The sequence below is a fragment of the Streptomyces paradoxus genome (assembly GCF_014202475.1).
Taxonomy (GTDB): Bacteria; Actinomycetota; Actinomycetes; order Streptomycetales; family Streptomycetaceae; genus Streptomyces; species Streptomyces paradoxus.
Genome location: NZ_JACHGV010000003.1, coordinates 792,970 through 817,505 on the forward strand (window position 1 = coordinate 792,970; position 24,536 = coordinate 817,505).

Sequence of the window (24,536 nt, forward strand, 5' to 3'; positions counted from 1 at the left end):
GGGGGCCCACGATCACGGGGGCCACGCACGGTCCGTGAAGACGCGGGCCTGACGGATCAACAGCGAACTTCGAGGTGCGCACCTTGGCTTTCCAGATGCCGGACCGCGGCGGAGGCCCTTCGGGGCCGCGGATCAGAGTGGGCCGCCCGTCCCGGCGTGTCCGGACCCTGCTCATGACGCTGGGCGTCCTGGCCGTTCTCGGCATGGCGTTCACCATGTTCGCGGGCTTTTGGACGGACTGGCTCTGGTACCGCTCGGTCAACTACTCCTCGGTCTTCACCACCACCCTGTGGACCAAGATCGGGCTCTTCTTCGTCTTCGGCCTGCTCATGGCCCTCGCCGTCGGGTTCAACATCTGGCTGGCGCACCGGCTGCGGCCGCCGCTGAGCGCCATGTCGATGGAGCAGCAGAACCTCGACCGCTACCGGATGGGCATCGCGCCCTACAAGAAGTGGCTGCTGTTCGGGATCACCGCCCTGGTGGGCCTGATCGCCGGCGCCTCCGCCTCCGGCCAGTGGCGCACGTGGCTGATGTGGGTCAACGGCGTGCCCTTCGGTGAGAAGGACCCCCAGTTCAAGCTGGACGTCGCCTTCTACGCCTTCGACCTGCCCTGGTACAGGTTCCTGCTCGGCTTCGGCTTCGCCGCCGCGATCCTGTCCGTGATCGCCGCCGCACTCACCCACTACCTCTACGGCGGGCTGCGCGTCACCAGCCCGGGCGCCCGCGCCACGGCGGCGGCCACCGGGCACCTGTCGGTGCTCATCGGCATCTTCGTCGCCCTCAAGGCGGTCGCGTACTGGCTCGACCGGTACGGACTCGCGGTGAAGTCCAGCGACTTCCGGGCGACCGACAACTGGACGGGCCTGAGGTACGTCGACGCCAACGCCTACCTGCCGGCCAAGACGATCCTCTTCTGCATCGCCGTGATCTGCGCGCTGCTGTTCTTCGCCACTATCTGGCGGCGCACCTGGCAGCTGCCCGTGATCGGCTTCGGCCTGATGGTGCTCTCCGCGATCCTCATCGGCGGCCTGTACCCGGCGATCGTGCAGAAGTTCCAGGTCCAGCCGAACGAGCAGGCCAAGGAAGCGCCGTACGTCGAGAAGAACCTGGAGGCCACGCGCAAGGCCTACGGCATCGACGGCACCAAGGTCACCGACTACTCGGGCACCAGCAAGACCGAGGACAAGAGCACGCTGCGCGACGACGTTCCCTCCACGGCCAGCATCCGGATCATGGACCCGAACATCGTCTCGCCGACGTTCCAGCAGCTCCAGCAGATCAGGAACTACTACGCGTTCCCGAACAACCTGGACGTCGACCGCTACGCCAAGGACGGCAAGGACCAGGACACGGTCATCGGCCTGCGTGAGCTTAACCTCGCGGGCATCCCGAAGAAGAACTGGATCAACAACCACTTCCGTTACACCCACGGATACGGAGTGGTCGCCGCCGAGGGCACCAGCGCCGACGCCCAGGGCCGTCCGAACTTCACGGAGTCCGACCTGCCCTCCGAGGGCGACCTCGGCACGTACGAGCAGCGGATCTACTACGGCGAGAAGACCACCACGTACTCGATCGTCGGCGGTCCCCAGAAGGAGATCGACTACTCCGACGACAACGGCGAGAAGACCACCAGCTACAAGGGCGACAGCGGGGTCAGCCTCTCCAACCCGGTCAACCGGGCCGCTTACGCAGTGGCGTTCGGCGAGCCGCAGATCCTGTACTCCGGTGCCATCGGCGACGGTTCGCGGGTCCTGTACAACCGCACCCCCAAGGAGCGCGTCGAGGCGGTCGCCCCCTGGCTGACCATCGACGGCGACGCCTACCCGGCGGTCGTGGACGGCCGGATCCAGTGGATCGTCGACGCGTACACGACGACGAACGGCTACCCGTACTCCTCGCGTACGACCCTCGGTGACACCACCGCCGACTCGCTGACCGCCACCAACGACAACCGTGCGGTGGTGGCCCAGCAGAACCAGGTCAACTACATCCGCAACTCGGTGAAGGCCACCGTCGACGCCTACACCGGCAAGGTCAAGCTCTTCCAGTGGGACACCGAGGACCCCGTCCTGAAGACCTGGATGAAGGCCTTCCCGGACACGGTGGAGCCCAAGAGCGACATCTCCAAGTCGCTGATGGACCACCTTCGTTACCCCCAGGACCTGTTCAAGGTCCAGCGGGAACTGCTCACCCGCTACCACGTGAAGGACGCCACGACGTTCCTCAGCGGCAGCGAGGTGTGGCAGGTCCCGGACGACCCGACGAACCGGTCGGGCAGCGCGGTGCCGCCGTACTACCTGAGCATGAAGATGCCCGACCAGAAGGCGCAGGCGTTCTCGCTGACGACGACCTTCACGCCCAACGGCCGGGACAACCTCAGCGCGTTCATGGCGGTCGACGCCGAGGCGGGCACCGGTGACTACGGCAAGATCAGAATCCTGAAACTGCCGACGAACACCACGGTCAACGGACCCAAGCAGGTCCAGAGCCAGTTCAACTCCCAAGAGGACATCGCCGAGTCCATCAGGCTCCTGAGAGGCGGCGACTCCGAAGTCGAGTACGGCAACCTGCTGACGGTGCCGCTCGACGGTGGACTGCTCTACGTGGAGCCGGTCTACGTCCGCGGTGGCGGACTGAAGTACCCGCTGCTGCGCAAGGTGCTGGTCACCTACGGAGGCCAGACCGCCTTCGAGAACACCCTCGACGAGGCCCTCAACAAGGTCTTCGGAGCGGACGGCCCGGTCACCGAGCCACCGGACGAGGGCGACACGACGACGCCACCGCCGGCGTCCGACAACCCGACGGTCCAACAGGCCCTGGAGGACGCCCAGAAGGCGTTCGACGCCGGCCAGGAGGCCCTGAAGAAGAACGACTGGGAGGCCTACGGCAAGGCGCAGAAGGACCTCGAGGACGCCCTGCGGCGGGCCGAGGACGCGCAGGCCGAGGCGAGCCGGGCGGGCGGTTCCGGGGGCGGCGAGAGCAAGCCCAGCGGGAAGCCGAGCGGCAGCCCGAGTCCGAAGCCGAGCAGTTAGGGCCCTGGCCTGGTCAAATGCCCACCCCGCGCCGTGATACGGTTGTGAACACAACGGCGCGGGGTGGAGCAGCTCGGTAGCTCGCTGGGCTCATAACCCAGAGGTCGCAGGTTCAAATCCTGTCCCCGCTACTGAAGTCGCGATGTCCGAGTGACGGAGCGGCCACGAAGGCCCGGATTCCACAAAGGAATCCGGGCCTTCGTGATGTGTGAACGCATGTGCTGGCGCAGGCTGTGGCCGCGCCGCCGGGGGGAGTTGGGCAATCTGTGTTTGACTTGTCTCTCTGTGGGCATGTCGACAAAACGCTGAAGTGACCTCACTGGCTGCGGTATACCAGGTGTACCCAGGTTGCAGGTGGTGCGACGATGGACGTTATGGGGGACAAGGCAACTCTGTTCGAGACAGGGCGTTTTGTGCAGCCTTCCAGCCGGGAGGACACCGAGACCCCGGACGAGACCGGGGAGATCGCCGACGAGGCGGCCGAGGAGCTGCGTCAGCGGCTCGCGGCCGAGGCTGGCGACGTCGAGGCGATGAGTGTCCTCGGGGCCATGCTGCTGCGCCGTGGTGACCTCGACGGTGCCGAGCCTCATCTGCGTGCCGCCACCGCCGCTGGCGACCGGGCGGCCGCCAACAACCTGGGGGTCCTCCTCCACCAGCGGGGGTACGCCGACGAGGCCGCCGGGTGGTGGCGGATCGCCGCCGTCGCCGGATCCACGGCGGCCGCGCACGCCCTCGGCCGGCACCACCGCGAGCGCGGCGACGAACCCGCCGCCGAGTACTGGCTGCGCCAGTCCGCCGAACAGGGGCACACGCTGGGCGCGTACGCGCTCGCCGACCTGCTGGAGCACCGCGGTGACGCCGGGGCCGAGCAGTGGATGCGGGTCGCGGCCGAGCGCGGGCACCGGGAGGCGGCGTACCGGCTGGCGCGGGCGCTGGACCGGAACGCGGCGCGGGAAGCCGACGGCGACAACGGTGTCCAGGTGCCCGAGGAGGCCGAGCAGTGGTACCGGCAGGCCGCCGCGCGCGGCCACCGGCGGGCCGCCCTGCACCTCGGGACGATCCTGGAGAGGCGCGGCGAGCTCAAGGAGGCCGGACGCTGGTACCTGACGTCCGCCAAGGACGGCGAGGCGCGTGCCGCCTGCGCGCTCGGCTTCCTGCTGCGCGACGCGGGTGACACCGAGAACGCCGCCGTGTGGTGGCTGCGGGCCGCCCAGGACGGCGACGGCAACGCGGCGAACGCGCTGGGCGCGCTGCACGCCGAGCGGGGCGAGACCCAGACCGCCGAGCGGTGGTACCGGGCCGCGATGGACGCGGGCGACGTGAACGGCGCGTACAACCTCGGCCTGCTCTGCGCCGAGCAGGGTCGCACTCCGCAGGCCGAGCAGTGGTACCGGCGCGCGGCCTACGCCGGACACCGGGAGGCCGCGAACGCGCTGGCGATCCTGCTGCTGCGGGGCGGTGACGAGACGGGCGCGGAGCCGTGGTTCTCCAAGGCCGCGGAGGCCGGGAGCGTCGACGCCGCCTTCAACCTCGGCATCCTGCATGCCGGGCGGGGTGAGGAGCAGGCCGCGCTGCGCTGGTACGAGCGGGCCGCCGCCGCCGGGCACACCGAGGCGGCGCTCCAGGTCGGCATGGCCAGGCTGCGGGAGGGCGACGAGCAGGAGGCCGAGCGGCACCTGCGGTGTGCGGCCGGCGGCGGGAGCGCCGAGGCCGCGTACCGGCTGGCCACGGTCCTCGACGCTCGGCGGCCGCCGGAGCCCGCGCATGAGCTCGGGGAGCCGGTGCACCGTCGGAGCGAGTGCGAGGAGTGGTACGAGCGGGCGGCGCACCAGGGGCACAGGCGGGCACAGGTGCGGGTCGGCATGCTCGCGGCGGCCCGGGGCGATGTCGTCGAGGCGGCTCGGTGGTACCGGGAGGCGGCCGAGGCCGGGTCCCGCAACGGCGCGTTCAATCTCGGGCTGCTCCTGGCCCGGGAGGGCAGCGAGCCCGAGGCGGCCGTGTGGTGGAAGCGGGCCGCCGACGCCGGGCACGGGCGGGCGGCGTTGCGGCTGGCCCTGGTCTACGCGCGTCGGGGTGAGCTGGCGGAAGGGCAGCGCTGGGCCGACCGGGCCGTGTCGCTGGGACCGGCGTCCGTCGCCGAGCGGGCGGAGCGGCTGAGGGACGCGCTGCGGCAGGAGCTCTCCGCGTGAGGCGTCGCTGCCGGGGCCGGGCGGGTGCAGTCCCTGGGGTGCCGGCGCCGGGTGGGGCGTGGCCCCGGCCAATGGATTTGCATCCGTCCTCTGCGGTGACGTAACGTTGCATTCACCGACGCGGGGTGGAGCAGCTCGGTAGCTCGCTGGGCTCATAACCCAGAGGTCGCAGGTTCAAATCCTGTCCCCGCTACTGAAGGCCGAGGGCCGGAATCCGAAAGGGTTCCGGCCCTCGGTGTGTATGGCGTCCATGCGGCCCGGCACATACGAAAGCCCCGGCACCACCGATGGGTGCCGGGGCTTTCGTATGTGCGAGCGGGCTAGGCGGCCGCGCAGTTCGGGCAGACGCCGCGATACGTCACCTCGACGTCCGAGACCGTGAAGCCGAAGCGCTCGGTGACCGGGAGATCCGCCAGCGGGTTGCCGGTCGGGTGCACGTCCCGGATCGCGCCGCACTGGGCGCAGACCAGGTGGTGGTGCGGCTGGTGGGCGTTCGGGTCGTACCGCTTGGCGCGCTGGTCGGTGGAGACCTCCAGCACCTCGCCGAGGGTCACGAGCTCACCCAGCGTGTTGTAGACGGTCGCTCGGGAGATCTCGGGCAGTTTGGCGACGGCCCGGGCGTGGACCTCGTCGGCCGTCAGATGGACGTGTTCGCCGTCGAGGACCTCGGCCACGACGCGCCGCTGCGCGGTCATCCGCCATCCGCGTCCGCGCAGGCGTTCCAGAAGGTCACTCATGGACACCAGCCTAACAGCTAAGTGGACCAGGTCCCGAACAGGTGTGAGATTAGATCCTCACTTGCTTTAGACAATGTCTATGTAGGATCGAGAACGGCTTAGGCCAGGGAACAGGACTGGTCGGGAATGGTGCAGGAGGCGCACGTGACGCAGGGACCGCTTACGACGGAGGCCGGGGCTCCGGTCGCCGACAACCAGAACAGCGAGACTGCCGGCGTCGGCGGCCCGGTGCTCGTCCAGGACCAGCTCCTGCTGGAGAAGCTGGCCCACTTCAACCGCGAGCGCATCCCGGAGCGCGTGGTGCACGCCCGCGGCGCGGGTGCCTACGGCACCTTCACGGTGACCGCCGATGTCACCCCGCACACGCGGGCCGCCTTCCTCTCCGCCGTCGGCAAGCAGACCGAGGTCTTCCTGCGCTTCTCGACGGTGGCCGGCAACCTGGGCGCTGCGGACGCGGTGCGCGACCCGCGGGGCTTCGCGCTGAAGTTCTACACCGAGGAGGGCAACTACGACCTCGTCGGCAACAACACCCCGGTGTTCTTCATCAAGGACGCCATCAAGTTCCCGGACTTCATCCACACCCAGAAGCGCGACCCGTACACCGGCTCGACCGAGGCGGACAACGTCTGGGACTTCTGGAGCCTGTCGCCCGAGTCCACTCACCAGGTGACCTGGCTGTTCGGTGACCGGGGCATCCCCGCCTCGTACCGCCACATGGACGGCTTCGGCTCGCACACCTTCCAGTGGAGCAACGAGGCCGGCGAGGCCTTCTGGGTGAAGTACCACTTCAAGACCGACCAGGGCATCGAGAACCTGACCGCCGAGGCGGCGGCCCGGCTCGCCGGTGAGGACCCCGACTCCCATCAGCGCGACCTGCGTGAGGCCATCGAGCGGGGCGAGTACCCGACCTGGACGGTCGGGGTGCAGATCATGCCGGTGGCCGAGGCGGCGACGTACCGCTTCAACCCGTTCGACCTGACCAAGGTCTGGCCGCACGCGGACTACCCGGTCGTCGAGATCGGCAAGCTGGAGCTCAACCGCAACCCGGAGAACATCTTCGCCGAGGTCGAGCAGTCGATCTTCAGCCCCGCCCACTTCGTGCCGGGCATCGGGCCGTCCCCGGACAAGATGCTCCAGGGCCGCCTCTTCGCCTATGGCGACGCCCACCGCTACCGCGTCGGCATCAACGCCGACCATCTGCCGGTGAACCGCCCGCACGCCACCGTGGCGCGCACCAACTCCCGTGACGGGTACCTCTACGACGGCCGTCACGCCGGTGCCAAGAACTACGAGCCGAACAGCTTCGGCGGCCCGTTCCAGACGGACCGTCCGCTCTGGTCCGCCACGGCCGTGAGCGGCGTGACGGGCGGTCACCCGGCTCCGGTCCACGCCGAGGACGACGACTTCGTGCAGGCGGGCAACCTCTACCGCCTGATGGGCGAGGACGAGAAGGAGCGCCTGATCGCCAACCTGGCGGGCTTCATCGCCAAAGTCTCGCGCGACGACATCGTCGAGCGTGCGATCGACAACTTCCGTCGGGCCGACGGAGACTACGGCAAGCGGCTGGAGGCCGCGGTCCAGGCCCTGCGCGGCTGAACTCCAGCACTGGACCGCTTGCGGTAGTGGACGGGCCGGGTTCCCTTGTGGGGGCCCGGCCCGTCCGTGCTACGCGGGAACCCGCTGCCGTGCCGGTGCCCAGCAGCGGATGATGTCGCGGACCGAGACGATGCCGGCGGGTTCGCCGCCGTCCAGCACGATGAGGTGCCGGAAGCCGCCGTGTGCCATGGCGGCAGCCGCCTCCTCCAGCGTCCAGGCCGGAGCGGCGAACACGACGTTGTTGGTGGTGTGGGCGTGGGCGCGTTCCGTGTCCGGGTCCTGACCCAGGCCCACGGAGTTGAGGATGTCGCGTTCGGTGAGGATGCCGATGCCGCCGGCGTCGGGGTCGTGGACCACCGCCGCCCCCACCTTGCGCGCGGACATCAGCGCGGCGGCCTGGCGCAGGGTGTGGGTCGGGCCGATGGTGAGGACGACAGTGCTCATGGCGTCACGGACGAGCATGGATGGAGCCACCTCCTGGGAGTGTCCCCGCCGTTTGTTCAGCGTTTCACAAGTTCACAAGTGGGGGGACTCTCAGAGTGGCAGGCAAAGGGAGGGTCAACAAGGGGGCGCTCGGTAACAACGGGGGGCTCAGTAGCGCTGGTTGAGATACCCCAGCAGCTCGTCGTGGAGCAGTCCGTTCGACGCGGCCGCGTTGCCGCTGTGGGGGCCCGGGCGGGCATCCAGGCCGGTGAAGGTGCCGCCGGCCTCCGTGACGACGATGGCGGTGGCGGCCATGTCCCACAGGGACAGCTCCGGCTCGGCGCACATGTCGATGGAGCCCTCCGCGACCATCATGTACGGCCAGAAGTCGCCGTACGCACGTGTGCGCCACACCTCGCGGGTCAGGTCCAGGAAGCCGTCCAGGCGGCCCTGCTCCTCCCAGCCGCTGAGCGAGGAGTACGCGAAGGAGGCGTCGGAGAGCGAGGAGACGCGGGACACCTGCAGCCGGGAGGCCTTGGTCAGGCTGCGGCCGGAGAACGCGCCGTGGCCCTTGGCGGCCCACCAGCGGCGGCCGAGGGCGGGGGCGGAGACCACGCCGACGACGGGCTGGAAGCCGCCCTCGCCGGCCTCCATCAGTGAGATGAGCGTGGCCCAGACGGGCACGCCCCGTACGTAGTTCTTGGTGCCGTCGATCGGGTCGATCACCCAGCGGCGGGGGCCGGTGCCCTCGACGCCGTACTCCTCGCCGAGGATCGCGTCCCGGGGGCGGGCGCGCCCGAGGTGGCCGCGGATGAGTTCCTCCGCGGCCTTGTCCGCCTCGCTCACCGGAGTCATGTCCGGTTTGGTCTCGACCTTGAGGTCGAGGGCCTTGAACCGGTCCGTCGTCGCGGCGTCGGCGGCGTCGGCGAGGACGTGGGCGAGACGCAGGTCGTCGAGGTAGTCGGGCATGCAACGAACCTATCTGCCGAGGTGGGGGTGGGGCTACAGGGGGTTGCCGGGGGAGTCGGGTGCCGTCCCGGGCTTGCTGTGGAGGATCTCGCGCGCCTGCTCAGCGGCGCGGGCGGTGCTCTCCGAGACGAAGTCGAGGAAACGGGCGACGTTCTCGAGGCGCGCGGCGGCCGGGGAGCCGGGGCCGAGGACGCCGACGCCCTGCCGGGCGATCCCCACGACCGCGGCGATGGAGCGGGCGCTGGCCATCATCGACTGGTACCAGACGTCGTCGTCGACGACATAGCGCTCGCGGCGTCCTTCGTCCGCTTCCCGGCGGACCAGGCCCTGACTGTCGAGGAACGCGACCGCCTTGGAGACGGACGCCGGGCTCACCTGGAGCCGCTGGGCGAGTTCGGACGCGGTGAGGCTGCCCGAGTCGGTCAGGCAGAGGCAGGCCATCACCCGGGACATCATCTTGGGCATGCCCGACCCCATCAGGACGGTGGTGAACGTCTCCTCGTACTCGCGTACGGCCTCGGCGTCCCGCCCGTCGGTCCGCGCGGGTGCCTTGGGGTCCCGGGGGGCGGCCTGCCTGCGGCGCTGGGTGCGGTGTTCCGTGGCGCGATGGGCCAGGTCGGCGCGGTAGGCCGTGGGGCCGCCGTTGCGCATGACCTCTCTGGTGACCGTCGAGGTCGGGCGGTCGAGACGCCGGGCGATCTCCGCATAGGCGAGGCCGTCGGCCAGCCCCAGCGCGATCTGCTGGCGTTCCTGCTGGGTGAGCCTGCCTCCCGGCATCGCGGCCTCCTTGGTGGTGACTGATGTCCGCAGCTTAGCGTTCACCTTCATTCCATTGCAACGAATGAGATCTGCTTGTTGCGTTAGGCCGCAGAGTCATTGCAATGAAATAACTGCTTTGAACTGGGCTTATGCCTGCAGAGTGCAACAAGCTTGTTGCCAGCATTGTGAATGCAACGTAGCTTTTCCATCGTTGGAAACGACGAACCCGAAGGAGAGCACGATGCAGAAGTTCGACAGCCCCGCCCCCGTCTCGGCCGTCCTCGACATCCCGGCCGGACGCATCCGGCTCATCGCGGCCGACCGGGCCGACACCACCGTCGAGGTCCTGCCCGCGGACCCCTCGAAGAGCCGGGACGTGAAGGCCGCGGAGGAGATCGAGGTGGCTTACGGCGACGGTGTCCTGCGGATCGAGGCCCCGGCGGCGAAGAACCGGATCCTCGGCCACTCCGGATCCGTCGAGGTGACAGTGCAACTGCCCGCCGGCTCCAGCGTGGAGGCCAAGGCGGCCGCCGCCGAACTCCGCGGCGTCGGGCGGCTCGGCGATGTCGTCTTCGAGGCGGCCCAGGGCTCGGTCAAGCTCGACGAGACCGGCAGCGCCCGCCTCACCCTGCTCGCCGGCGACATCTCGGTCGGCCGCTTGGGCGGCGCCGCGGAGATCAGCACCCAGAAGGGTGACGTCGGCATCGCCGAGGCCGTGCGCGGCGTGGTCGCCCTGCGCACCGAGCAGGGCGACATCTCGGTCGGCGCCGCCCGCGGCGTCTCCGCCTCCCTGGACGCCGGCACCGGCTACGGCCGGATCAACAACAGCCTCGTCAACGCCGACGGCGCCGCCTCCGGCCTGACCATCCAGGCGACCACCGCCTACGGCGACATCACCGCCCGCAGCTTGTAGAGACCCCAGCCTCTCCGAAGGAGCACCCCTCATGACCGACCTGGCCATCGCGGCGAACGGGCTGCGGAAGAGCTACGGCGACAAGACCGTCCTCGACGGTGTCGACCTGGCCGTCCCGGAAGGAACGATCTTCTCCCTGCTCGGCCCGAACGGCGCGGGCAAGACCACCGCCGTCAAGATCCTCTCCACCCTGATCCGCGCCGACGCCGGCGTGCTGCGGGTCGGCGGACACGACCTTGCCTCCGACCCGCAGGCGGTTCGCGCCGCGATCGGCGTCACCGGTCAGTTCTCCGCGGTCGACGGTCTGATCACCGGCGAGGAGAACATGCTCCTCATGGCGGACCTGCACCACCTGCCCAAGCGTGAGGGGCGGCGGGTCGCCGCGGAACTGCTGGAGCGCTTCGACCTCACCGACGCCGCGAAGAAACCCGCATCCACCTACTCCGGCGGCATGAAGCGCCGCCTCGACATCGCCATGACCCTGGTCGGCGACCCGAGGATCATCTTCCTCGACGAGCCCACCACCGGCCTCGACCCCCGCGCCCGCCACAACATGTGGCAGATCATCAGGGAACTCGTCTCCGGCGGCGTCACCGTCTTCCTCACCACCCAGTACCTGGAGGAAGCCGACGAGCTCGCCGACCGCATCGCCGTGCTCCACGACGGCACCATCGCCGCCGAAGGCAGCGCCGACGACCTGAAGCGGCTCATCCCCGGCGGTCACGTCCGGCTCCGCTTCACCGACCCGGCCGCCTACCGGCACGCCGCCGCCACCCTGCGCGGAGTCACCCCGGACGACGAAGCCCTCGCCCTGCGGATCCCCAGCGACGGCAGCCAGCGCGAACTGCGTTCCATCCTCGACCGGCTCGACTCGGCCGGCATCGAGGCGGACGAACTGACCGTGCACACGCCCGACCTCGACGACGTGTTCTTCGCCCTGACCGGTGGCGCCGCCGGCATCCCCGACCAGCCCAAGGAGACCACCCGATGAGTTCCCTCGGCCTCGCCGTCCGCGACTCCGCCACCATGCTGCGCCGCAACCTCCTGCACGCCCGGCGCTACCCGTCCCTCACCCTCAACCTGCTGCTCACCCCGATCATGCTGTTGCTGCTGTTCGTCTACATCTTCGGCGACACCATGAGCGCGGGCATCGGGGGCGGCGGTCCGGACCGCTCCGCGTACATCGCCTTCGTCGTGCCGGGACTGCTGCTGATGACCATCGGCAGCACCACGATCGGCACCGCGGTCTCCGTCTCCAACGACATGACCGAAGGCATCATCGCCCGCTTCCGCACCATGGCGATCCACCGCGGATCGGTACTCATCGGGCACGTCGTCGGCAGCGTGCTGCAGGCGGTCATCAGCGTGGTGCTCGTCGGTGCCGTCGGCGTGGCCATCGGCTTCCGCTCCCACGGCGCCGGCGTCCTGGAGTGGCTCGCGGCCTTCGGACTGCTCGTGCTCTTCGCCACCGCGCTCACCTGGATCGCCGTCGGCATGGGCCTGGTCAGCCCGAACGCCGAGGCGGCGAGCAACAACGCAATGCCCCTGATCCTGCTGCCGCTGCTGTCCAGCACTTTCGTCCCGCTCGACGCGATGCCGGGCTGGTTCCGGCCGATCGCCGAGTACCAGCCGTTCACCCCGGCCATCGAGACCCTGCGCGGTCTGCTGCTCGGCACGGGCATCGGTCACAACGGTTGGCTCGCCCTCGCCTGGTGCCTGGGCCTCGCGGTGCTCGGCTACTTCTGGTCGACCTCGAAGTTCAACGGCGACCCGAGGTAACCGCCGTGACCACGCGGGCCACCTCCCGCGAACGTCCCACCCCAGGGCGGCGTACACCGGCATCCCGCCGGAGTGCGCCGCCCGTTCGTCTGCCCGGGGCCAGTCCCCGGAACCGGGTCGGCGCACCGCGCGACACGGCCGAAACGCGCCCCCCGCACACACTCGCGAACCCTTGACAGTGCTTCCGTGCGCGTCAAACCTGGGCGCAGAGCCGCTGGCCCCAAGGGGAGGCGAAGATGCCTGCAGCGCGGGAATCCTTACTGGACGCCGCCTACACGGCGCTGGTGCGCCGGCCGTGGTCCGCCGTACGGATGGTGGACGTGGCCGCGGCGGCCGGTGTGTCCCGCCAGACGCTGTACAACGAGTTCGGCAGCAAGGACGGTCTGGCCAGGGCGCTCGTGCGGAGGGAGGCCGACGGATATCTCGCCGGAGTGGACCGCGCCCTCGCCGGGCACAGCGACGCCCGCGACCGGCTCACCGCCACCGCCGAGTGGACCGCCTCGGCGGCCCGGGACAACGTCCTCGTCCGCGCCATGCTCACCGGCTGCTGGAGCGAGCGGCTGCCCGCCCCCGCCCTGACGGCCGTGCCGTCCACCTCCGCCGTACCGGCCCAGCGCCGCGCCGACGGGCCACTGCCCTCACCCGGCGACTTCGTCGCCCTCGTCCGCGACCGGGCCGTCACCTTCCTGGCCGCCCCCGGCACGCCCAAGTCCGACACCGCCGACCTGGCCCGCTCCTGCGAACTCGCCGTCCGGCTCGCCCTGTCGTGCGTGGCCGCGCCACCCGGCGAGGGCGGCGTCGCCGGCCTGGTCCGCAGCGCCCTCCAGCGACAGGCGGACTGACAGGACGTCAGTGCGCCGACCCCGACAACTGCAACCCGACCACGCCGACGATGACGAGACTGATCGACACGATCTTCAGCGTCGACACCAGGTCGCCCAGGAACACCATGCCGTAGATCGCCGTCCCCGCCGCCCCGATGCCCGTCCACACCGCGTACGCGGGACCCACGTCGAGTCGTCTCAGCGCCAGGGTCAGCAGGCCGAAGCTGCCGAGGGCGAAGACGCAGAACGCGACCGTCGGCCAGAGCCGGGTGAAGCCGTGGGACAGCTTCAGACACACCGCGAAGCCGGTCTCGAGCAACCCGGCCACGATGACCAGCAGCCACGCCATGAGTCGTCCTCCCGTATCCCACGTTCAGTGACCGCTCAGTCAGTTTCGTCGCGCTCGTCATACTTTGGCCAGGCTTGCATCCGGCTTGCGTGCGATTATGCACTTACCGCACGCACACCGGCACAAACAACGCGGAGGTCAGTCGCCTTCCTTGCGCTCGCGCGTGGCCAGCAGCCGGCGCAGCGAGTACAGCCGCGCGGGATCCGCGTGGCCCTCGGCCACCCAGGCGTCCAGCGCGCAGTCCGGCTCGTCGTGACTGCACGCGCGCGGGCAGCCCTCGGTGCCCGGCTCCAGATCGGGGAAGGCATGGATGACCTGGGACGGGTCCACGTGGTGCAGCCCGAAGGACCGCAGGCCCGGGGTGTCGATCACCCAGCCGTCGCTGCCCGAGAGCGGCAGTGCCAGCGCCGAGGTGGTGGTGTGCCGGCCGCGGCCCGTCACCGCGTTGACATGCCCGGTCGTACGCCGCTGCTCCTCCGGCACCAGCGAGTTGACCAGAGTCGTCTTGCCGACGCCGGAGTGGCCGACGAAAGCGGTGATCTTGCCGTCGAGCTGCTCGCGCACGCGGGCGACGGCAGTGCCGTTCTGCAGTTCCTCGCGGCTGGTCACGACGTAGGGGATGTCGAGGTGGCCGTACAGCTCCAGCAGCTTGTCGGGCGGGGCGAGGTCCGACTTGGTCAGGACCAGCAGCGGCTCCAGGCCGCCGGCGTAGGCCGCGACCAGGCAGCGGTCGATCAGGCGGGGGCGGGGCTCCGGGTCGGCCAGGGCGGTGACGACGGCCAGCTGATCGGCGTTGGCGACGACCACCCGCTCGAACGGATCGTCGTCGTCCGCCGTGCGACGCAGGACCGAGGTGCGTTCCTCGATGCGCACGATCCTCGCGAGTGAGTCCTTCTTGCCCGTCAGGTCGCCCACGATGGCCACGCGGTCGCCGACCACCGCCGCCTTGCGGCCCAGCTCGCGGGCCTTCATCGCCATGACCACACGGTCCTCGACGAGGCAGGTCAGGCGGCCCCGGTCGACGGTGAGGACGAGGCCCTCGGCGGCGTCCTCGTGTTTGGGGCGGATGTTCGTCCGGGGCCGGGTGTTCCGGCGGCCCGGACGGGTGCGGATGTCGTCCTCGTCGGTGTGCTTGCCGTAGCGGCGCATGACCTGTTCCCCGCGTCCTACGCCCCGAGCATCCCGGTCCACAGGTCGGGGAAGTCGGGCAGGGTCTTGGCCGTTGTCGCCACGTTCTCGATCTGCACGCCCTCCACCGCCAGGCCGATGATCGCGCCGGCCGTGGCCATGCGGTGGTCGTCGTAGGTGTGGAAGATCCCGCCGTGCAGCCGGCGCGGGCGGATGTGCAGGCCGTCGGCGGTCTCCGTGACGTCACCGCCGAGTTCGTTGATCTCCTTGGTGAGCGCGGCCAGCCGGTCCGTCTCGTGCAGCCGCAGGTGGGCCACGCCGCGCAGGGTCGACGGGGAGTCCGCGAGGGCCGCGACCGCCGCGATGCCCGGCGTCAGCTCGCCGACCTCGCCCAGGTCGACGTCGATGCCGTGCACCGCGCCGGAGCCGGTGAACACCAGCCCGTACTCGGTCAGTTCGCAGGAGCCACCCATCTCGGTGAAGATCTCGCGCAGCCGGTCACCGGGCTGCGTGGTGCGGGAGGGCCAGTCCGGGACGACGACCTTGCCGCCGGTCACCAGCGCCGCCGCCAGGAACGGCTGCGCGTTCGACAGGTCCGGCTCGATGACCAGGTCCCGGCCGAGCAGGGCGCCCGGCGAGACCCGCCAGACGTTCGGCTCGCCGCCCGACTCGGGCGTGTCCACCTGGGCGCCGACCGCGCGCAGCATGTCGACGGTCATGCGGATGTGCGGCATGGAGGGCAGCGTGGCGCCGGTGTGGCGGACCTCGACCCCCTGGTTGAACCGCGGAGCGGACAGCAGCAGGGCGCTCACGAACTGCGACGAGGAGGAGGCGTCGATGGCGACCGTGCCGCCGTCCAGAGCGCCGCTGCCGTGCACGGTCAGCGGCAGCGCGCCGCGGCCGTCGTCGTCGATCCGGGCGCCGAGCTGACGCAGCGCGTCGATGACGCCGTTCAGCGGACGCTCGTAGGAACGGGGGTCGCCGTCGAACCGGACGGAGCCGTCGGCGAGCGCGGCGACCGGGGGCAGGAACCGCATCACCGTGCCCGCGTTGCCGACGTCGACCGTGGCCGGGCCGCGCAGGCCGGTGGGGAGCACACGCCAGGCCTCACCGGTGCCGTCGGGACCGACGCCCTCCTCGATCTCGATGCCCATGGCGCGCAGCGCGCCGGCCATCAGCAGGGTGTCGCGGGAGCGCAGGGGGCGGCGCAGCCAGCCGGGCTCGGAGGCGAGGGAGGCGAGGACCAGGGCACGGTTGGTGACCGACTTGGACCCGGGCACGTGGACCGTCGCGTCGACGGCTCCGCTCGCGTGCGGGGCGGGCCAGAGGGCGGTGTCTGCGGTGTTCGGGGCCATGGCCCCACTTTATAAGCAGGCCGTCGTGCGGGTGCGGCGCCGTGGGGCCGGTCGCACCCGCGTGGTTCAGCCGCGCGGCACGGCGGCCCCGGCCCCCTCGGGGCGGCCGTCACATCTCCAGCAGCCAGCGTCCCCCACCGATCAGCGAGCACAGCGACACCGCGTGGAACAGGAAGAACCAGAGGCCCGCCGGCACGTGCGTCAGCCGCGACAGCTGGTCGGCGTCCGAGTCCCCGGCTCCGCCCCGGGCCCGCTTCGCCTGGAGCTCGAAGGCCGGGCGGACCCCGCCGATCAGCAGGAACCACACCACCGCGTACGCGAACGCCGCCTGGACCTGAGGGCCGGCCAGCCAGGACACGAGCACGAACAGGCCGCCGGTGACGAGCATGGTGAGGGCGCCGTAGGCGTTGCGGATCATCACGAGCATGGCGAGCAGCAGGGCTGTGGCCAGCCACAGCAGGAGCGTGATGCGGCCGGAGCCCAGCAGGGAGGCCCCGCCGAGGCCCAGCAGGGGCGGGGCCGTGTAGCCCGCGGCCGCGGTGAGGATCATGCCGATGCCGTGCGGCTTGCCGCGGCTGACGGTCAGGCCGCTGGTGTCCGAGTGCAGGCGTATGCCCGTGAGGGTGCGGCCGGTGAGCAGGGCCACGAGCCCGTGGCCGCCCTCGTGGGCGATGGTGATGGCGTTGCGGGAGATGCGCCACAGGGGGTGCGGGACCACCACGGCGAGCGCGGCGCCCAGAGTCGCGATCACCACCCACAGGTCCGGGTCGGGCTGCGTGCCGGAGACCTCGTCCCAGAGGGAGGCGAGCGAGGCGGTTGCGGTGCTGTCCATGTAAGGCGTTGGCTCCCTGTGGGCGGATGGAATCTGGCAGTGTTGCACGTATGTGCGGACGGTATTCAGCGAGTCGTAGGCCAGAGGATCTCGCAGGAATCTTCGAGATCGAGAAGTGGGAGCCCGAGGAGACCCTCGCGCCGGACTACAACGTGGCGCCCACCAAAGAGGTCTACGCCGTCCTGGACCGCCCCCTGAAAGACGCTGACGACCCGCGGCCGGTTCGGCAGCTGCGCACGCTGAAGTGGGGGCTCGTCCCGTCCTGGTCGAAAACCCCCGAGGGCGGCGCCCGCATGATCAACGCCCGCGCGGAGACCGTCCACGAGAAGCCGTCCTACCGCCGTGCCTTCACCTCCCGGCGCTGCATCCTGCCCGCCGACGGCTACTACGAGTGGGTCACCGGCACCCAGGAGCGCGAGCTGGAGGTCGAGGGCAAGAAGAAGCGGCCCCGCAAGCAGCCGTACTTCGTGACACCGGCGGACGGGTCGGTCTTCGCCATGGCCGGGCTGTACGAGTTCTGGCGGGACAAGACGCTGCCGGACGACCACCCGCAGGCCTGGTGGGTGACGTGCTCGGTGATCACCACGGAGGCCGAGCAGAGCCAGCTCGCGGTGTCCCCGGCCGACGGGCCGCGGGCGCTGGCGGACATCCACCCCCGGATGCCGCTGATGCTGACGCCCGACCGCTGGGACGCCTGGCTGGACCCCTCCCGCACGGACGCCGACGGCCTGCGCGAGCTGCTCGCCCCGCCGCCCGCCGGGCTGATGCGGGCCTACCCGGTCGCCACGGCCGTCAGCAACGTCCGCAACAACGGGCCGGAGCTGCTCAAAGAGCTGGAAGGGCCCGAAGAGGGCACACTCTTCTGACGTGACGCATGTGACGAAGACCGCCGGAACGGCCACCGAGACCGTCGAGACCGACGCCGGAACCGCCCGTATCACCTGGCACGGGGCGAAGCAGGCCCGGCTGGTGCTCGCCGTCAGCCACGGCGCGGGCGGTGGCATCGAGGCCCGTGACCTGGTGGCCCTGGCCGAGGTCCTGCCCGCCCACGGCGTGGCCGTGGCCCGGGTGGAGCAGCCCTGGCGGGTGGCCGGGAAGAAACTGGCGCCCGCGCCGAAGACCCTGGACACCGGCTGGCGCGGCATCTGGCCCGCGCTGGCGAAGTCCGGTCTGCCGGTGATCTCCGGCGGGCGCAGCGCCGGTGCCCGGGTGGCCTGCCGCACCGCCACCGAGCTGGGCGCCCACGCCGTGCTCGCGCTCAGCTTCCCGCTCCACCCGCCGGGCAAGCCGGAGAAGTCCCGCGCCGAGGAACTGCTGGGCGCCGGGGTGCCCACCCTGGTCGTGCAGGGCGGCAACGACCCGTTCGGGAAGCCGGAGGAATTCCCCGACGGGGCGTTCGAGCTCGTGGAGGTCCCGTACGGGGACCATGGCTTCGCCGTGCCGAAACGTGCGGACATCTCGCAGGACGAGACCGTGTCCCTCATCACGGACGCGGTCGTGGAGTGGACCGGGTCACTCGGGTAAAGGTTCGGGAATGCCGGGGCGGCGGTCACTGTTGTGCGGGACGTACGTGCTGGAGACCAGCACCGACGTCGTAGGAGAGGGAGTCCGCCGCATGGGTTCGACCATCTGCCCGACCCGCAGCAGCCGCGCCGACCTGGACTGGACGGTGCTGCACGCGGGCAAGACCGCCTCTATTGGGGCGGCGGGTGGACCGGATCGTCGTCTATCCTCCGATTCGGGTGAGGCCGGTCTCGGTCTCACGAGAACATTCGAGGAGGTGGGTCCGGTCACTGGGACCGACGCAGGGACCGAAAACGGCCAGGCGGAGCAGCCCGAGGGCCAGGGCGGCACGGGCGCGGAGACGGCCTCGGAGCGCAGCGCGCGCTTCGAGCGGGACGCGCTGGAGTTCCTCGACCAGATGTACTCGGCCGCGCTGCGCATGACGCGCAACCCGGCCGACGCCGAGGACCTGGTGCAGGAGACGTACGCCAAGGCGTACGCGTCCTTCCACCAGTTCCGCGAGGGCACCAACCTCAAGGCGTGGCTGTACCGGATCCTCACCAACACCTTCATCAACTCGTACCGCAAGAAGCAGCGCGAACCTCAGCGCTCCGCGGCCGAGGAGATCGAGGACTGGCAGCTCGCCCGCGCCGAGTCGCACATGTCGACGGGCTTGCGCTCCGCGGAGTCGCAGGCGCTCGACCACCTGCCCGACTCGGACGTGAAAGAGGCGCTCCAGGCGATCCCCGAGGAGTTCCGCATCGCGGTCTATCTCGCGGACGTCGAAGGGTTTGCCTACAAGGAGATCGCCGACATCATGGGGACACCCATCGGTACGGTGATGTCCCGGCTGCACCGGGGCCGCCGTCAGCTGCGCGGCATGCTGGAGGACTACGCCCGTGACCGCGGGATGGTCCCGGCCGGTGCCGGAGAGTCGAACGAAGCGAAAGGCTCGGGGTCATGAGCTGCGGAGAGCCGCACGAGACGGATTGCAGCGAAATCCTCGATCATCTCTACGAGTTCCTCGACCGTGAGATGCCGGACTCGGACTGCGTGAAGTTCGAGCACCACTTCGAGGAATGCTCGCCCTGCCTCGAGAAGTACGGGCTCGAGCAGGCCGTGAAGAAGCTCGTCAAGCGCTGCTGCGGGCACGACGACGTACCGGGCGATCTGCGCGACAAGGTCATGGGGCGGATCGAGCTGATCCGCTCCGGCCAGGCCGTCCCCGAGCAGGACGTCACGGCCTCGCCCGCCACGCCCCAGGAGTCCTGACACTCCTGCGCTTTTCAACTACCCCACCTCTGAACGGGTAGTCGCCCTCGAACGCGTCACTCGAACGTGCTAATCCGCGGGCTATCGGCCCGCGGACCCCCCTGCCGCCGCCCTAGGCTCCGGGCCTGACGGACATGGCCGGGGGAGGGGCTCATGGAAGCGGTACCGGCACGGGCACGTGTCTACATCGCCTGTGTCGCCATGGCCGCGCTGCTCTGCCTGCTGCCGCCGCCGGGCGTACGCACGCCCTGGTGGGCGGTCGCGCTGCTCGCCGCGCTGTACGCGGGCTGCGAGCGCGTCGCCCGGTCCCGGTTCGCCGGGATCTCCCATCCGGCCGGGACCTTCTACCCCGTGCTGCTCGCCGGTGCCTTCCTGCTGCCGGCGCCCGCCGCGGCGCTGGTGGCCGTGCCCGGGGCGCTGCTCTCGCAGGCCGGGCAGCGGCCCGTGGCGCTCCGGCGCATCTGGCGGGCCGCCCAGCTCGTCCTCGGGGTGTGGGCCGCTGCCAGGGTGCACCGGCTGCTCGGCGGGCCGGACGCGGTCGTCGCGGGTGACGTGCCGTACGCGCTCGGTCCGGCCGGGGCGGCCGTGCTGGCGTTCTGCCTGGTGCTCGCGCTGCTCGACGGCGGAATCCTGGCCCTGGCGGAACGGGTGCCGGTGCGGCGGGCCTGGCGGGGACTGGTGGCGCGCTCGCTCGCGCCCATCGCCGTGCACGGCCTCGCCGGGCTGATGATGGCCGTCCTGTGGCGCAGCCCCTACGGACCGGTCGCCGCGCTGCTCGTGCTGCTGCCCATGTGCGTCTCGTGGTGGGCGTTCGCCCAGTACCACCGGGAACGCGCTGCTCACCAGGCGACCATCCGGGCGCTGGTCCAGGCCGTCGACATCAAGGACGGGTACACCCGCGGGCACAGCGAGCGCGTCGGGCACGCCTCCATGATGATCGCGCGCGAGCTGGGCATGGCCGACGAGCGCGTGGAGGTGCTCCGCTTCGCCGGGATCCTGCACGACGTGGGCAAGCTGGGCATGCCCACCCGGCTGCTCAGGAAGGACGGGCCGCTGACGCCCGAGGAGCGGCGGGTGATCGAACTGCACCCCGAGTACGGGCACGAGATGGTCCGCGGCATCGGTTTCCTCGGCGAGGCCCGCGCCGCCGTGCTGCACCACCATGAGCGGCTGGACGGCAGCGGCTACCCGTACGGGCTGGTGGGCCGTCAGATCCCGGAGTCCGCACGGGTCGTGGCGGTCGCGGACGCCTTCGACGCCATGACCTCCACCCGGAGCTACAGCAGGGCCCGGCCCGTCGCCGTGGCCCTGGCGGAGCTGGAGCGGTGCGCGGGCAGCCAGTTCGACCCGGTGATGGTCGCGGCTCTCGTCGAAGCCGTCGGGCGGACGGGGTGGCACCCCGCGGTCACCGCCGACGACGAGGAGGCCCGCCCGCCCCGGGTGCCCCCGCCTGGCGCCCCCCTGCCCAGCCGCCCGGGAGCACACCGATGAGCGCGTACCGGCCGCCACCGCTCCTCACCCTCGTCCACGCCTGCGCCGCCCTCCTCGCTGCCGGCTCCCTCGCCGTCACCCTCTACGACGGTCTGGAGGAACGCCGGGTCGCCCTCGCCTTCGGCGTCCTCGTCACCGTCGGTGAGCTCACCCGGCGCAACGGCGCACAGATCCGGGAGCCGGCCCCGCTCGGAGCCGCCGCTGCCCTTTCCTACGCCCTGCTCGGCGAGGCCGGCGGACAGGCCACCCACCACGGCCCGGCCCAGGTCGTCGCCGTGGTGCTGGCCGCCTCACTGCTCGGCAGCGTCCCGCACATCGCACGCGGGCAGGGGCCCACGGCCGACCACCTGGCGCGCCGGGTGCTCACCGTCGGGTTCGTCGCCGTGTGCTTCCAGCCCCCGTACAACCGGGGCATGTTCGACGACTGGGGCGGCCCCGCCTACGCCCTGCTGCTGCTCGCGCTGCTGTCGCTCACCGCGCTGTGCGACGCGGTGCTCGGCGCCGCCCTGGCCCACACCCGCACCGGCTGGCCCTTCGGGCCGGTGCTGCGGGACGAGCTGCGGGCCGTGTGCGGCATCGGGTCCGCCGTCATCGCCACCGGGGCGGTGATGGCGCTGGCGGTCGCCGTCGTGGGCCTGTGGGCGCTGCCCGTCTTCTCCGTGCCGCTGCTGCTCGCCCAGCTGTCGTTCCGCCGCTACGCCGCCGTCCGGGCGACCTATCGCCAGACCATCGCCTCCCTCGCCCGGGCCACCGAGGTCGCCGGCTACACCCCCTGCGGGCACGCCCGGCGGGTCGCCGCGGTCAGTCAGGCGGTGGGGCGTGACCTGGGGCTGACCGAGCCCGAGCTGACCGTGCTGGAGTACGCAGCGCTCATGCACGACATCGGCCAGCTGAGCCTCGTCGACCCGGTGCCGGCGGGCGCCACCGCCGCGCTGCCCGCCGCGGAGCAGCGGCGGATCGCCCTGCTCGGCGGAGCCGTCGTACGGCAGACGGGCGTCGACGAGGCGGTGGCCGTCGTCGTGGAGCGGCAGGCCGACCCCTACGCCGAGCAGCCGCTCGCCGCGCGAATCGTCCGGGCCGTGAACGCGTACGAGGAGAAGTCCCGGGAAGGAGGGCCCGGCGGGCCGCTGACGGCGCTGGAGGAACTCCGGCTCGCCACTGCCGGGACGTACGCCCCGGAAGTGGTGGAATCACTGGCCCGCGTACTGGCGAGGAGCAGTCTGACCCTGCCCGTGGCTGGGTAACCCATGGGTAATGAGCGCCCTTGAGGCCGTACGTGGTTGGATGCGAAGGAGAAGGTGTCCGGGGGCTCGAAACACAGCTACGGCCAGCCCACCGCACGGAACTGGCAGGCGGGAATCGTGAGGATCTTCGGCAAGGGACGGCACCGGCCCTCCGCCTCCTGGCGGCAGGCCACAGACCGGGCGTTCACCCTCATCGGCGACGGCCGGTACGAGGACGCGGGCGCCCTGCTGACACGTGCCGCCGATCTGGAGCCCTGGCTTTCCGAGTCCTGGTTCAACCTCGCGCTGCTGCACAAGTTCCGGCACGACTGGGAGCAGGCGCGGGCGGCCGGACTCAGGGCCGTGGCGCTGCTCGACCGGGACACCGGCGCGCCCGACTGGTGGAACGTCGGCATCGCCGCGACCGCGCTCCAGGACTGGCCGCTGGCCCGGCGTGCCTGGCAGGCCTACGGGCTGCGGGTGCCCGGGGCGGCCAACGACTCCGGTGAGCCCCTCGGCATGGACCTCGGCAGCGCGGCCGTGCGGCTGTCCCCGGAGGGGGAGGCCGAGGTCGTGTGGGGACGACGGCTGGATCCCGCGCGGATCGAGGTGCTGTCCATCCCGCTGCCGTCGTCGGGGCGGCGCTGGGGCGAGGTCGTGCTGCACGACGGTGTGCCGCACGGCGAGCGGACGACGGCCGCCGGGCACACGTATCCGGTGTTCGACGAGATCGAGCTGTGGGCGCCGTCGCCCGTGCCGACCTGGGTGGTCCTGCTGGAGGCGGCGACCGAGTCGGACCGGGACGCGCTGGAGCAGCTGGCGGGCGACGCCGGGTTCGCGGCGGAGGACTGGTCTTCCTCCGTGCGGTTGCTGTGCCGGATGTGTTCCGAGTCCCGTATGCCGTCGGACGAGGGTGACGGAGAGCATCTCGACCCGCATGATCACAGTGAGCCGGGGCATCCCGGGCCGCTGGGGCATCGCACGGACGGGCAGCTGTGGGTGCCGGAGCGGGAGTGCGGGTTGGCCGCGCCGGCTTCGCTGGTTCGGGGGTTGCTGGACGGGTGGGTTGCCGACAGTCCGGATTCTCGGGATTGGCGGGATTTGGAAGAGGTCTGTTAGCGCCGTCGTAGGCTGCGGGTGCGCCGTGGCTGGTCGCGCCCACGCGGCGGAGCCGCACATCGAAACAGTCCCGCGCCCCCAAGGAAAAGCAGGGCGTCCGACACCCGCGTACCCTGTATCAGCATCTCAGCCCGGTCAGTTTCAGGAAGGCGTACGTAACGTCATGGGTCAGCAGGACACCGATCAGCAGCACGCGGGCGTGCTTCCCGTCGATGACGAGGGGTACGTGATCGACACGGAGGGCTGCGAGGAGCGCGAGGCGGCCTGGCGGGAGCGGGGGACCTCGCGGCCGATCACGGTGGTCGGGAACCCGGTGCTGCACAAGGAGTGCAAGGACGTCACCGACTTCGGCGACGAGTTCCAGCAGCTCGTCGCGGACATGTTCGCCAGCCAGCGCACCGCCGAGGGCGTGGGCCTGGCCGCCAACCAGATCGGCGTCGACGCGAAGGTCTTCGTCTACGACTGCCCGGACGACGAGGGAGTCCGCCACACCGGCGTCGTCTGCAACCCCAAGCTCGTCGAACTGCCCGCCGAGAAGCGCCGCTTGGACGACAGCAACGAGGGCTGCCTGTCGGTGCCCACCGCCTACGCGCCGCTCGCCCGGCCCGACTACGCCGAGGTGACCGGGCAGGACGAGAAGGGCAACCCGATCAAGGTGCGCGGCACCGGATACTTTGCTCGGTGTTTGCAGCACGAGACCGACCACCTGTACGGCTACCTGTACATCGACCGGCTCTCCAAGCGCGAGCGCAAGGACGCGCTGCGGCAGATGGCCGAGAACGAGCCCCGCTACCCCGTGGTGGCCAACGACTGAGGCCTCAGCCGCACCAGGCGCACGGCGTCTGTTCGGGTTCACCACCCCGGACAGGCGCCGTTCCTCTGTGCCGTTCGCCTGTCCGTCGCACGTTCGATCGCTTCTGCTCTCCTGGCGATCCGCCGGTAGTCACACAACGGGAGGTTCCCGGCACTGTGGGGTAGTGAATGAAGCAAATGCGTTCCCAGAACGGTCAGTTGTAGTGCTGAATGGGATGAGCGGGGTA

At 70.9% G+C, this 24,536-nt stretch carries 23 protein-coding genes and 2 tRNA genes; 17 read left to right on the forward strand and 8 right to left on the reverse strand.

The features are described 5' to 3' along the window. Positions 1 to 95: 95 nt before the first annotated feature. The 4 genes from HNR57_RS13355 to HNR57_RS13370 all read left to right on the forward strand — a co-directional run bounded on the left by HNR57_RS13355 (position 96) and on the right by HNR57_RS13370 (position 5,417). Positions 96 to 3,035 (forward strand): UPF0182 family membrane protein, encoded by a 2,940-nt coding sequence (locus HNR57_RS13355; protein WP_184560408.1) that lies wholly within the window; start codon positions 96 to 98, stop codon positions 3,033 to 3,035. A 57-nt stretch (positions 3,036 to 3,092) separates the two neighbouring features. Further along, positions 3,093 to 3,166, forward strand: a tRNA-Met gene (locus HNR57_RS13360). 234 nt (positions 3,167 to 3,400) lie between these two features. After that, positions 3,401 to 5,224, forward strand: a complete 1,824-nt coding sequence (locus tag HNR57_RS13365; protein ID WP_184560025.1) for a tetratricopeptide repeat protein — start codon at positions 3,401 to 3,403, stop codon at positions 5,222 to 5,224. Between the two features lie 119 nt (positions 5,225 to 5,343). After that, positions 5,344 to 5,417: transfer RNA gene (locus tag HNR57_RS13370), tRNA-Met, on the forward strand. Positions 5,418 to 5,544: 127 nt separating this feature from the next. Here the strand turns inward: HNR57_RS13370 and HNR57_RS13375 are convergent. Continuing rightward, complete coding sequence (locus HNR57_RS13375) at positions 5,545 to 5,961, reverse strand: Fur family transcriptional regulator (RefSeq protein WP_184560027.1); 417 nt, start codon at positions 5,959 to 5,961, stop codon at positions 5,545 to 5,547. A 144-nt stretch (positions 5,962 to 6,105) separates the two neighbouring features. Between HNR57_RS13375 and HNR57_RS13380 the strand changes: the two genes are divergently transcribed. Continuing rightward, positions 6,106 to 7,557 carry a catalase gene (locus HNR57_RS13380; RefSeq protein ID WP_313673563.1) on the forward strand — a complete coding sequence of 484 codons (1,452 nt, stop codon included), beginning with the start codon at positions 6,106 to 6,108 and terminating at the stop codon, positions 7,555 to 7,557. Positions 7,558 to 7,626: 69 nt separating this feature from the next. Here HNR57_RS13380 and HNR57_RS13385 read toward each other — a convergent pair whose 3' ends face one another. The 3 genes from HNR57_RS13385 to HNR57_RS13395 all read right to left on the reverse strand — a co-directional run bounded on the left by HNR57_RS13385 (position 7,627) and on the right by HNR57_RS13395 (position 9,726). Beyond that, positions 7,627 to 8,019: a CBS domain-containing protein gene (locus HNR57_RS13385; RefSeq protein ID WP_184560031.1), complete on the reverse strand. Its 393-nt coding sequence runs from the start codon at positions 8,017 to 8,019 to the stop codon at positions 7,627 to 7,629. Positions 8,020 to 8,148: 129 nt separating this feature from the next. After that, complete coding sequence (gene hisN / locus HNR57_RS13390; RefSeq protein WP_184560033.1) at positions 8,149 to 8,949, reverse strand: histidinol-phosphatase; 801 nt, start codon at positions 8,947 to 8,949, stop codon at positions 8,149 to 8,151. A 33-nt stretch (positions 8,950 to 8,982) separates the two neighbouring features. Continuing rightward, the gene (locus HNR57_RS13395) at positions 8,983 to 9,726 is read right to left on the reverse strand and encodes a GbsR/MarR family transcriptional regulator (RefSeq protein WP_184560409.1); all 744 of its coding nucleotides are present in this window, start codon (positions 9,724 to 9,726) and stop codon (positions 8,983 to 8,985) included. Positions 9,727 to 9,949: 223 nt separating this feature from the next. Here HNR57_RS13395 and HNR57_RS13400 point away from each other — a divergent pair, with 223 nt between their 5' ends. From HNR57_RS13400 to HNR57_RS13415, 4 genes are all read left to right on the forward strand, one after another. Next, the gene (locus HNR57_RS13400; protein WP_184560035.1) at positions 9,950 to 10,621 is read left to right on the forward strand and encodes a DUF4097 family beta strand repeat-containing protein; all 672 of its coding nucleotides are present in this window, start codon (positions 9,950 to 9,952) and stop codon (positions 10,619 to 10,621) included. A 31-nt stretch (positions 10,622 to 10,652) separates the two neighbouring features. Next, positions 10,653 to 11,612 (forward strand): efflux ABC transporter ATPase subunit, DrrA-related, encoded by a 960-nt coding sequence (locus tag HNR57_RS13405; protein WP_184560037.1) that lies wholly within the window; start codon positions 10,653 to 10,655, stop codon positions 11,610 to 11,612. Then, on the forward strand, positions 11,609 to 12,400 hold the full coding sequence (locus HNR57_RS13410) for an ABC transporter permease (protein WP_184560039.1): 792 nt from the start codon (positions 11,609 to 11,611) through the stop codon (positions 12,398 to 12,400). Before HNR57_RS13405 ends, HNR57_RS13410 begins: the two co-directional genes overlap by 4 nt. Before the next feature lie 236 nt (positions 12,401 to 12,636). Next, positions 12,637 to 13,242 carry a TetR/AcrR family transcriptional regulator gene (locus HNR57_RS13415; protein ID WP_184560041.1) on the forward strand — a complete coding sequence of 202 codons (606 nt, stop codon included), beginning with the start codon at positions 12,637 to 12,639 and terminating at the stop codon, positions 13,240 to 13,242. Between the two features lie 7 nt (positions 13,243 to 13,249). Here the strand turns inward: HNR57_RS13415 and HNR57_RS13420 are convergent, their stop codons facing one another. The 4 genes from HNR57_RS13420 to HNR57_RS13435 form a co-directional block, all read right to left on the reverse strand. Further along, on the reverse strand, positions 13,250 to 13,573 hold the full coding sequence (locus HNR57_RS13420; protein WP_184560042.1) for a DMT family transporter: 324 nt from the start codon (positions 13,571 to 13,573) through the stop codon (positions 13,250 to 13,252). A gap of 138 nt (positions 13,574 to 13,711) precedes the next feature. Further along, complete coding sequence (rsgA, locus tag HNR57_RS13425) at positions 13,712 to 14,722, reverse strand: ribosome small subunit-dependent GTPase A (protein WP_184560044.1); 1,011 nt, start codon at positions 14,720 to 14,722, stop codon at positions 13,712 to 13,714. A gap of 17 nt (positions 14,723 to 14,739) precedes the next feature. Further along, complete coding sequence (gene aroA, locus HNR57_RS13430; RefSeq protein WP_184560046.1) at positions 14,740 to 16,056, reverse strand: 3-phosphoshikimate 1-carboxyvinyltransferase; 1,317 nt, start codon at positions 16,054 to 16,056, stop codon at positions 14,740 to 14,742. 109 nt (positions 16,057 to 16,165) lie between these two features. After that, positions 16,166 to 16,888, reverse strand: coding sequence for a M50 family metallopeptidase (locus tag HNR57_RS13435; protein WP_184560048.1), 723 nt, complete (start codon positions 16,886 to 16,888; stop codon positions 16,166 to 16,168). A gap of 50 nt (positions 16,889 to 16,938) precedes the next feature. Here HNR57_RS13435 and HNR57_RS13440 point away from each other — a divergent pair, with 50 nt between their 5' ends. The 8 genes from HNR57_RS13440 to def all read left to right on the forward strand — a co-directional run bounded on the left by HNR57_RS13440 (position 16,939) and on the right by def (position 24,310). Then, positions 16,939 to 17,754 (forward strand): SOS response-associated peptidase, encoded by an 816-nt coding sequence (locus HNR57_RS13440; RefSeq protein WP_184560050.1) that lies wholly within the window; start codon positions 16,939 to 16,941, stop codon positions 17,752 to 17,754. Position 17,755: 1 nt separating this feature from the next. Next, positions 17,756 to 18,412, forward strand: coding sequence for an alpha/beta hydrolase family protein (locus HNR57_RS13445; protein ID WP_376772233.1), 657 nt, complete (start codon positions 17,756 to 17,758; stop codon positions 18,410 to 18,412). Between the two features lie 256 nt (positions 18,413 to 18,668). After that, a complete protein-coding gene (sigR, locus tag HNR57_RS13450; protein WP_184560413.1) occupies positions 18,669 to 19,355 on the forward strand; it encodes an RNA polymerase sigma factor SigR in 687 nt (228 codons plus the stop codon). Beyond that, positions 19,352 to 19,663, forward strand: coding sequence for a mycothiol system anti-sigma-R factor (rsrA, locus tag HNR57_RS13455; RefSeq protein WP_033314427.1), 312 nt, complete (start codon positions 19,352 to 19,354; stop codon positions 19,661 to 19,663). Before sigR ends, rsrA begins: the two co-directional genes overlap by 4 nt. Before the next feature lie 153 nt (positions 19,664 to 19,816). Further along, positions 19,817 to 21,154 (forward strand): HD-GYP domain-containing protein, encoded by a 1,338-nt coding sequence (locus tag HNR57_RS13460; protein WP_184560052.1) that lies wholly within the window; start codon positions 19,817 to 19,819, stop codon positions 21,152 to 21,154. Further along, the gene (locus tag HNR57_RS13465; RefSeq protein ID WP_184560054.1) at positions 21,151 to 22,398 is read left to right on the forward strand and encodes an HD domain-containing protein; all 1,248 of its coding nucleotides are present in this window, start codon (positions 21,151 to 21,153) and stop codon (positions 22,396 to 22,398) included. The genes HNR57_RS13460 and HNR57_RS13465 overlap by 4 nt, the downstream gene beginning before the upstream one ends. Positions 22,399 to 22,515: 117 nt before the next feature. After that, on the forward strand, positions 22,516 to 23,496 hold the full coding sequence (locus HNR57_RS13470; RefSeq protein WP_107456129.1) for a tetratricopeptide repeat protein: 981 nt from the start codon (positions 22,516 to 22,518) through the stop codon (positions 23,494 to 23,496). 163 nt (positions 23,497 to 23,659) lie between these two features. Then, positions 23,660 to 24,310, forward strand: coding sequence for a peptide deformylase (def, locus tag HNR57_RS13475; RefSeq protein WP_184560055.1), 651 nt, complete (start codon positions 23,660 to 23,662; stop codon positions 24,308 to 24,310). Positions 24,311 to 24,536 lie beyond the last annotated feature (226 nt).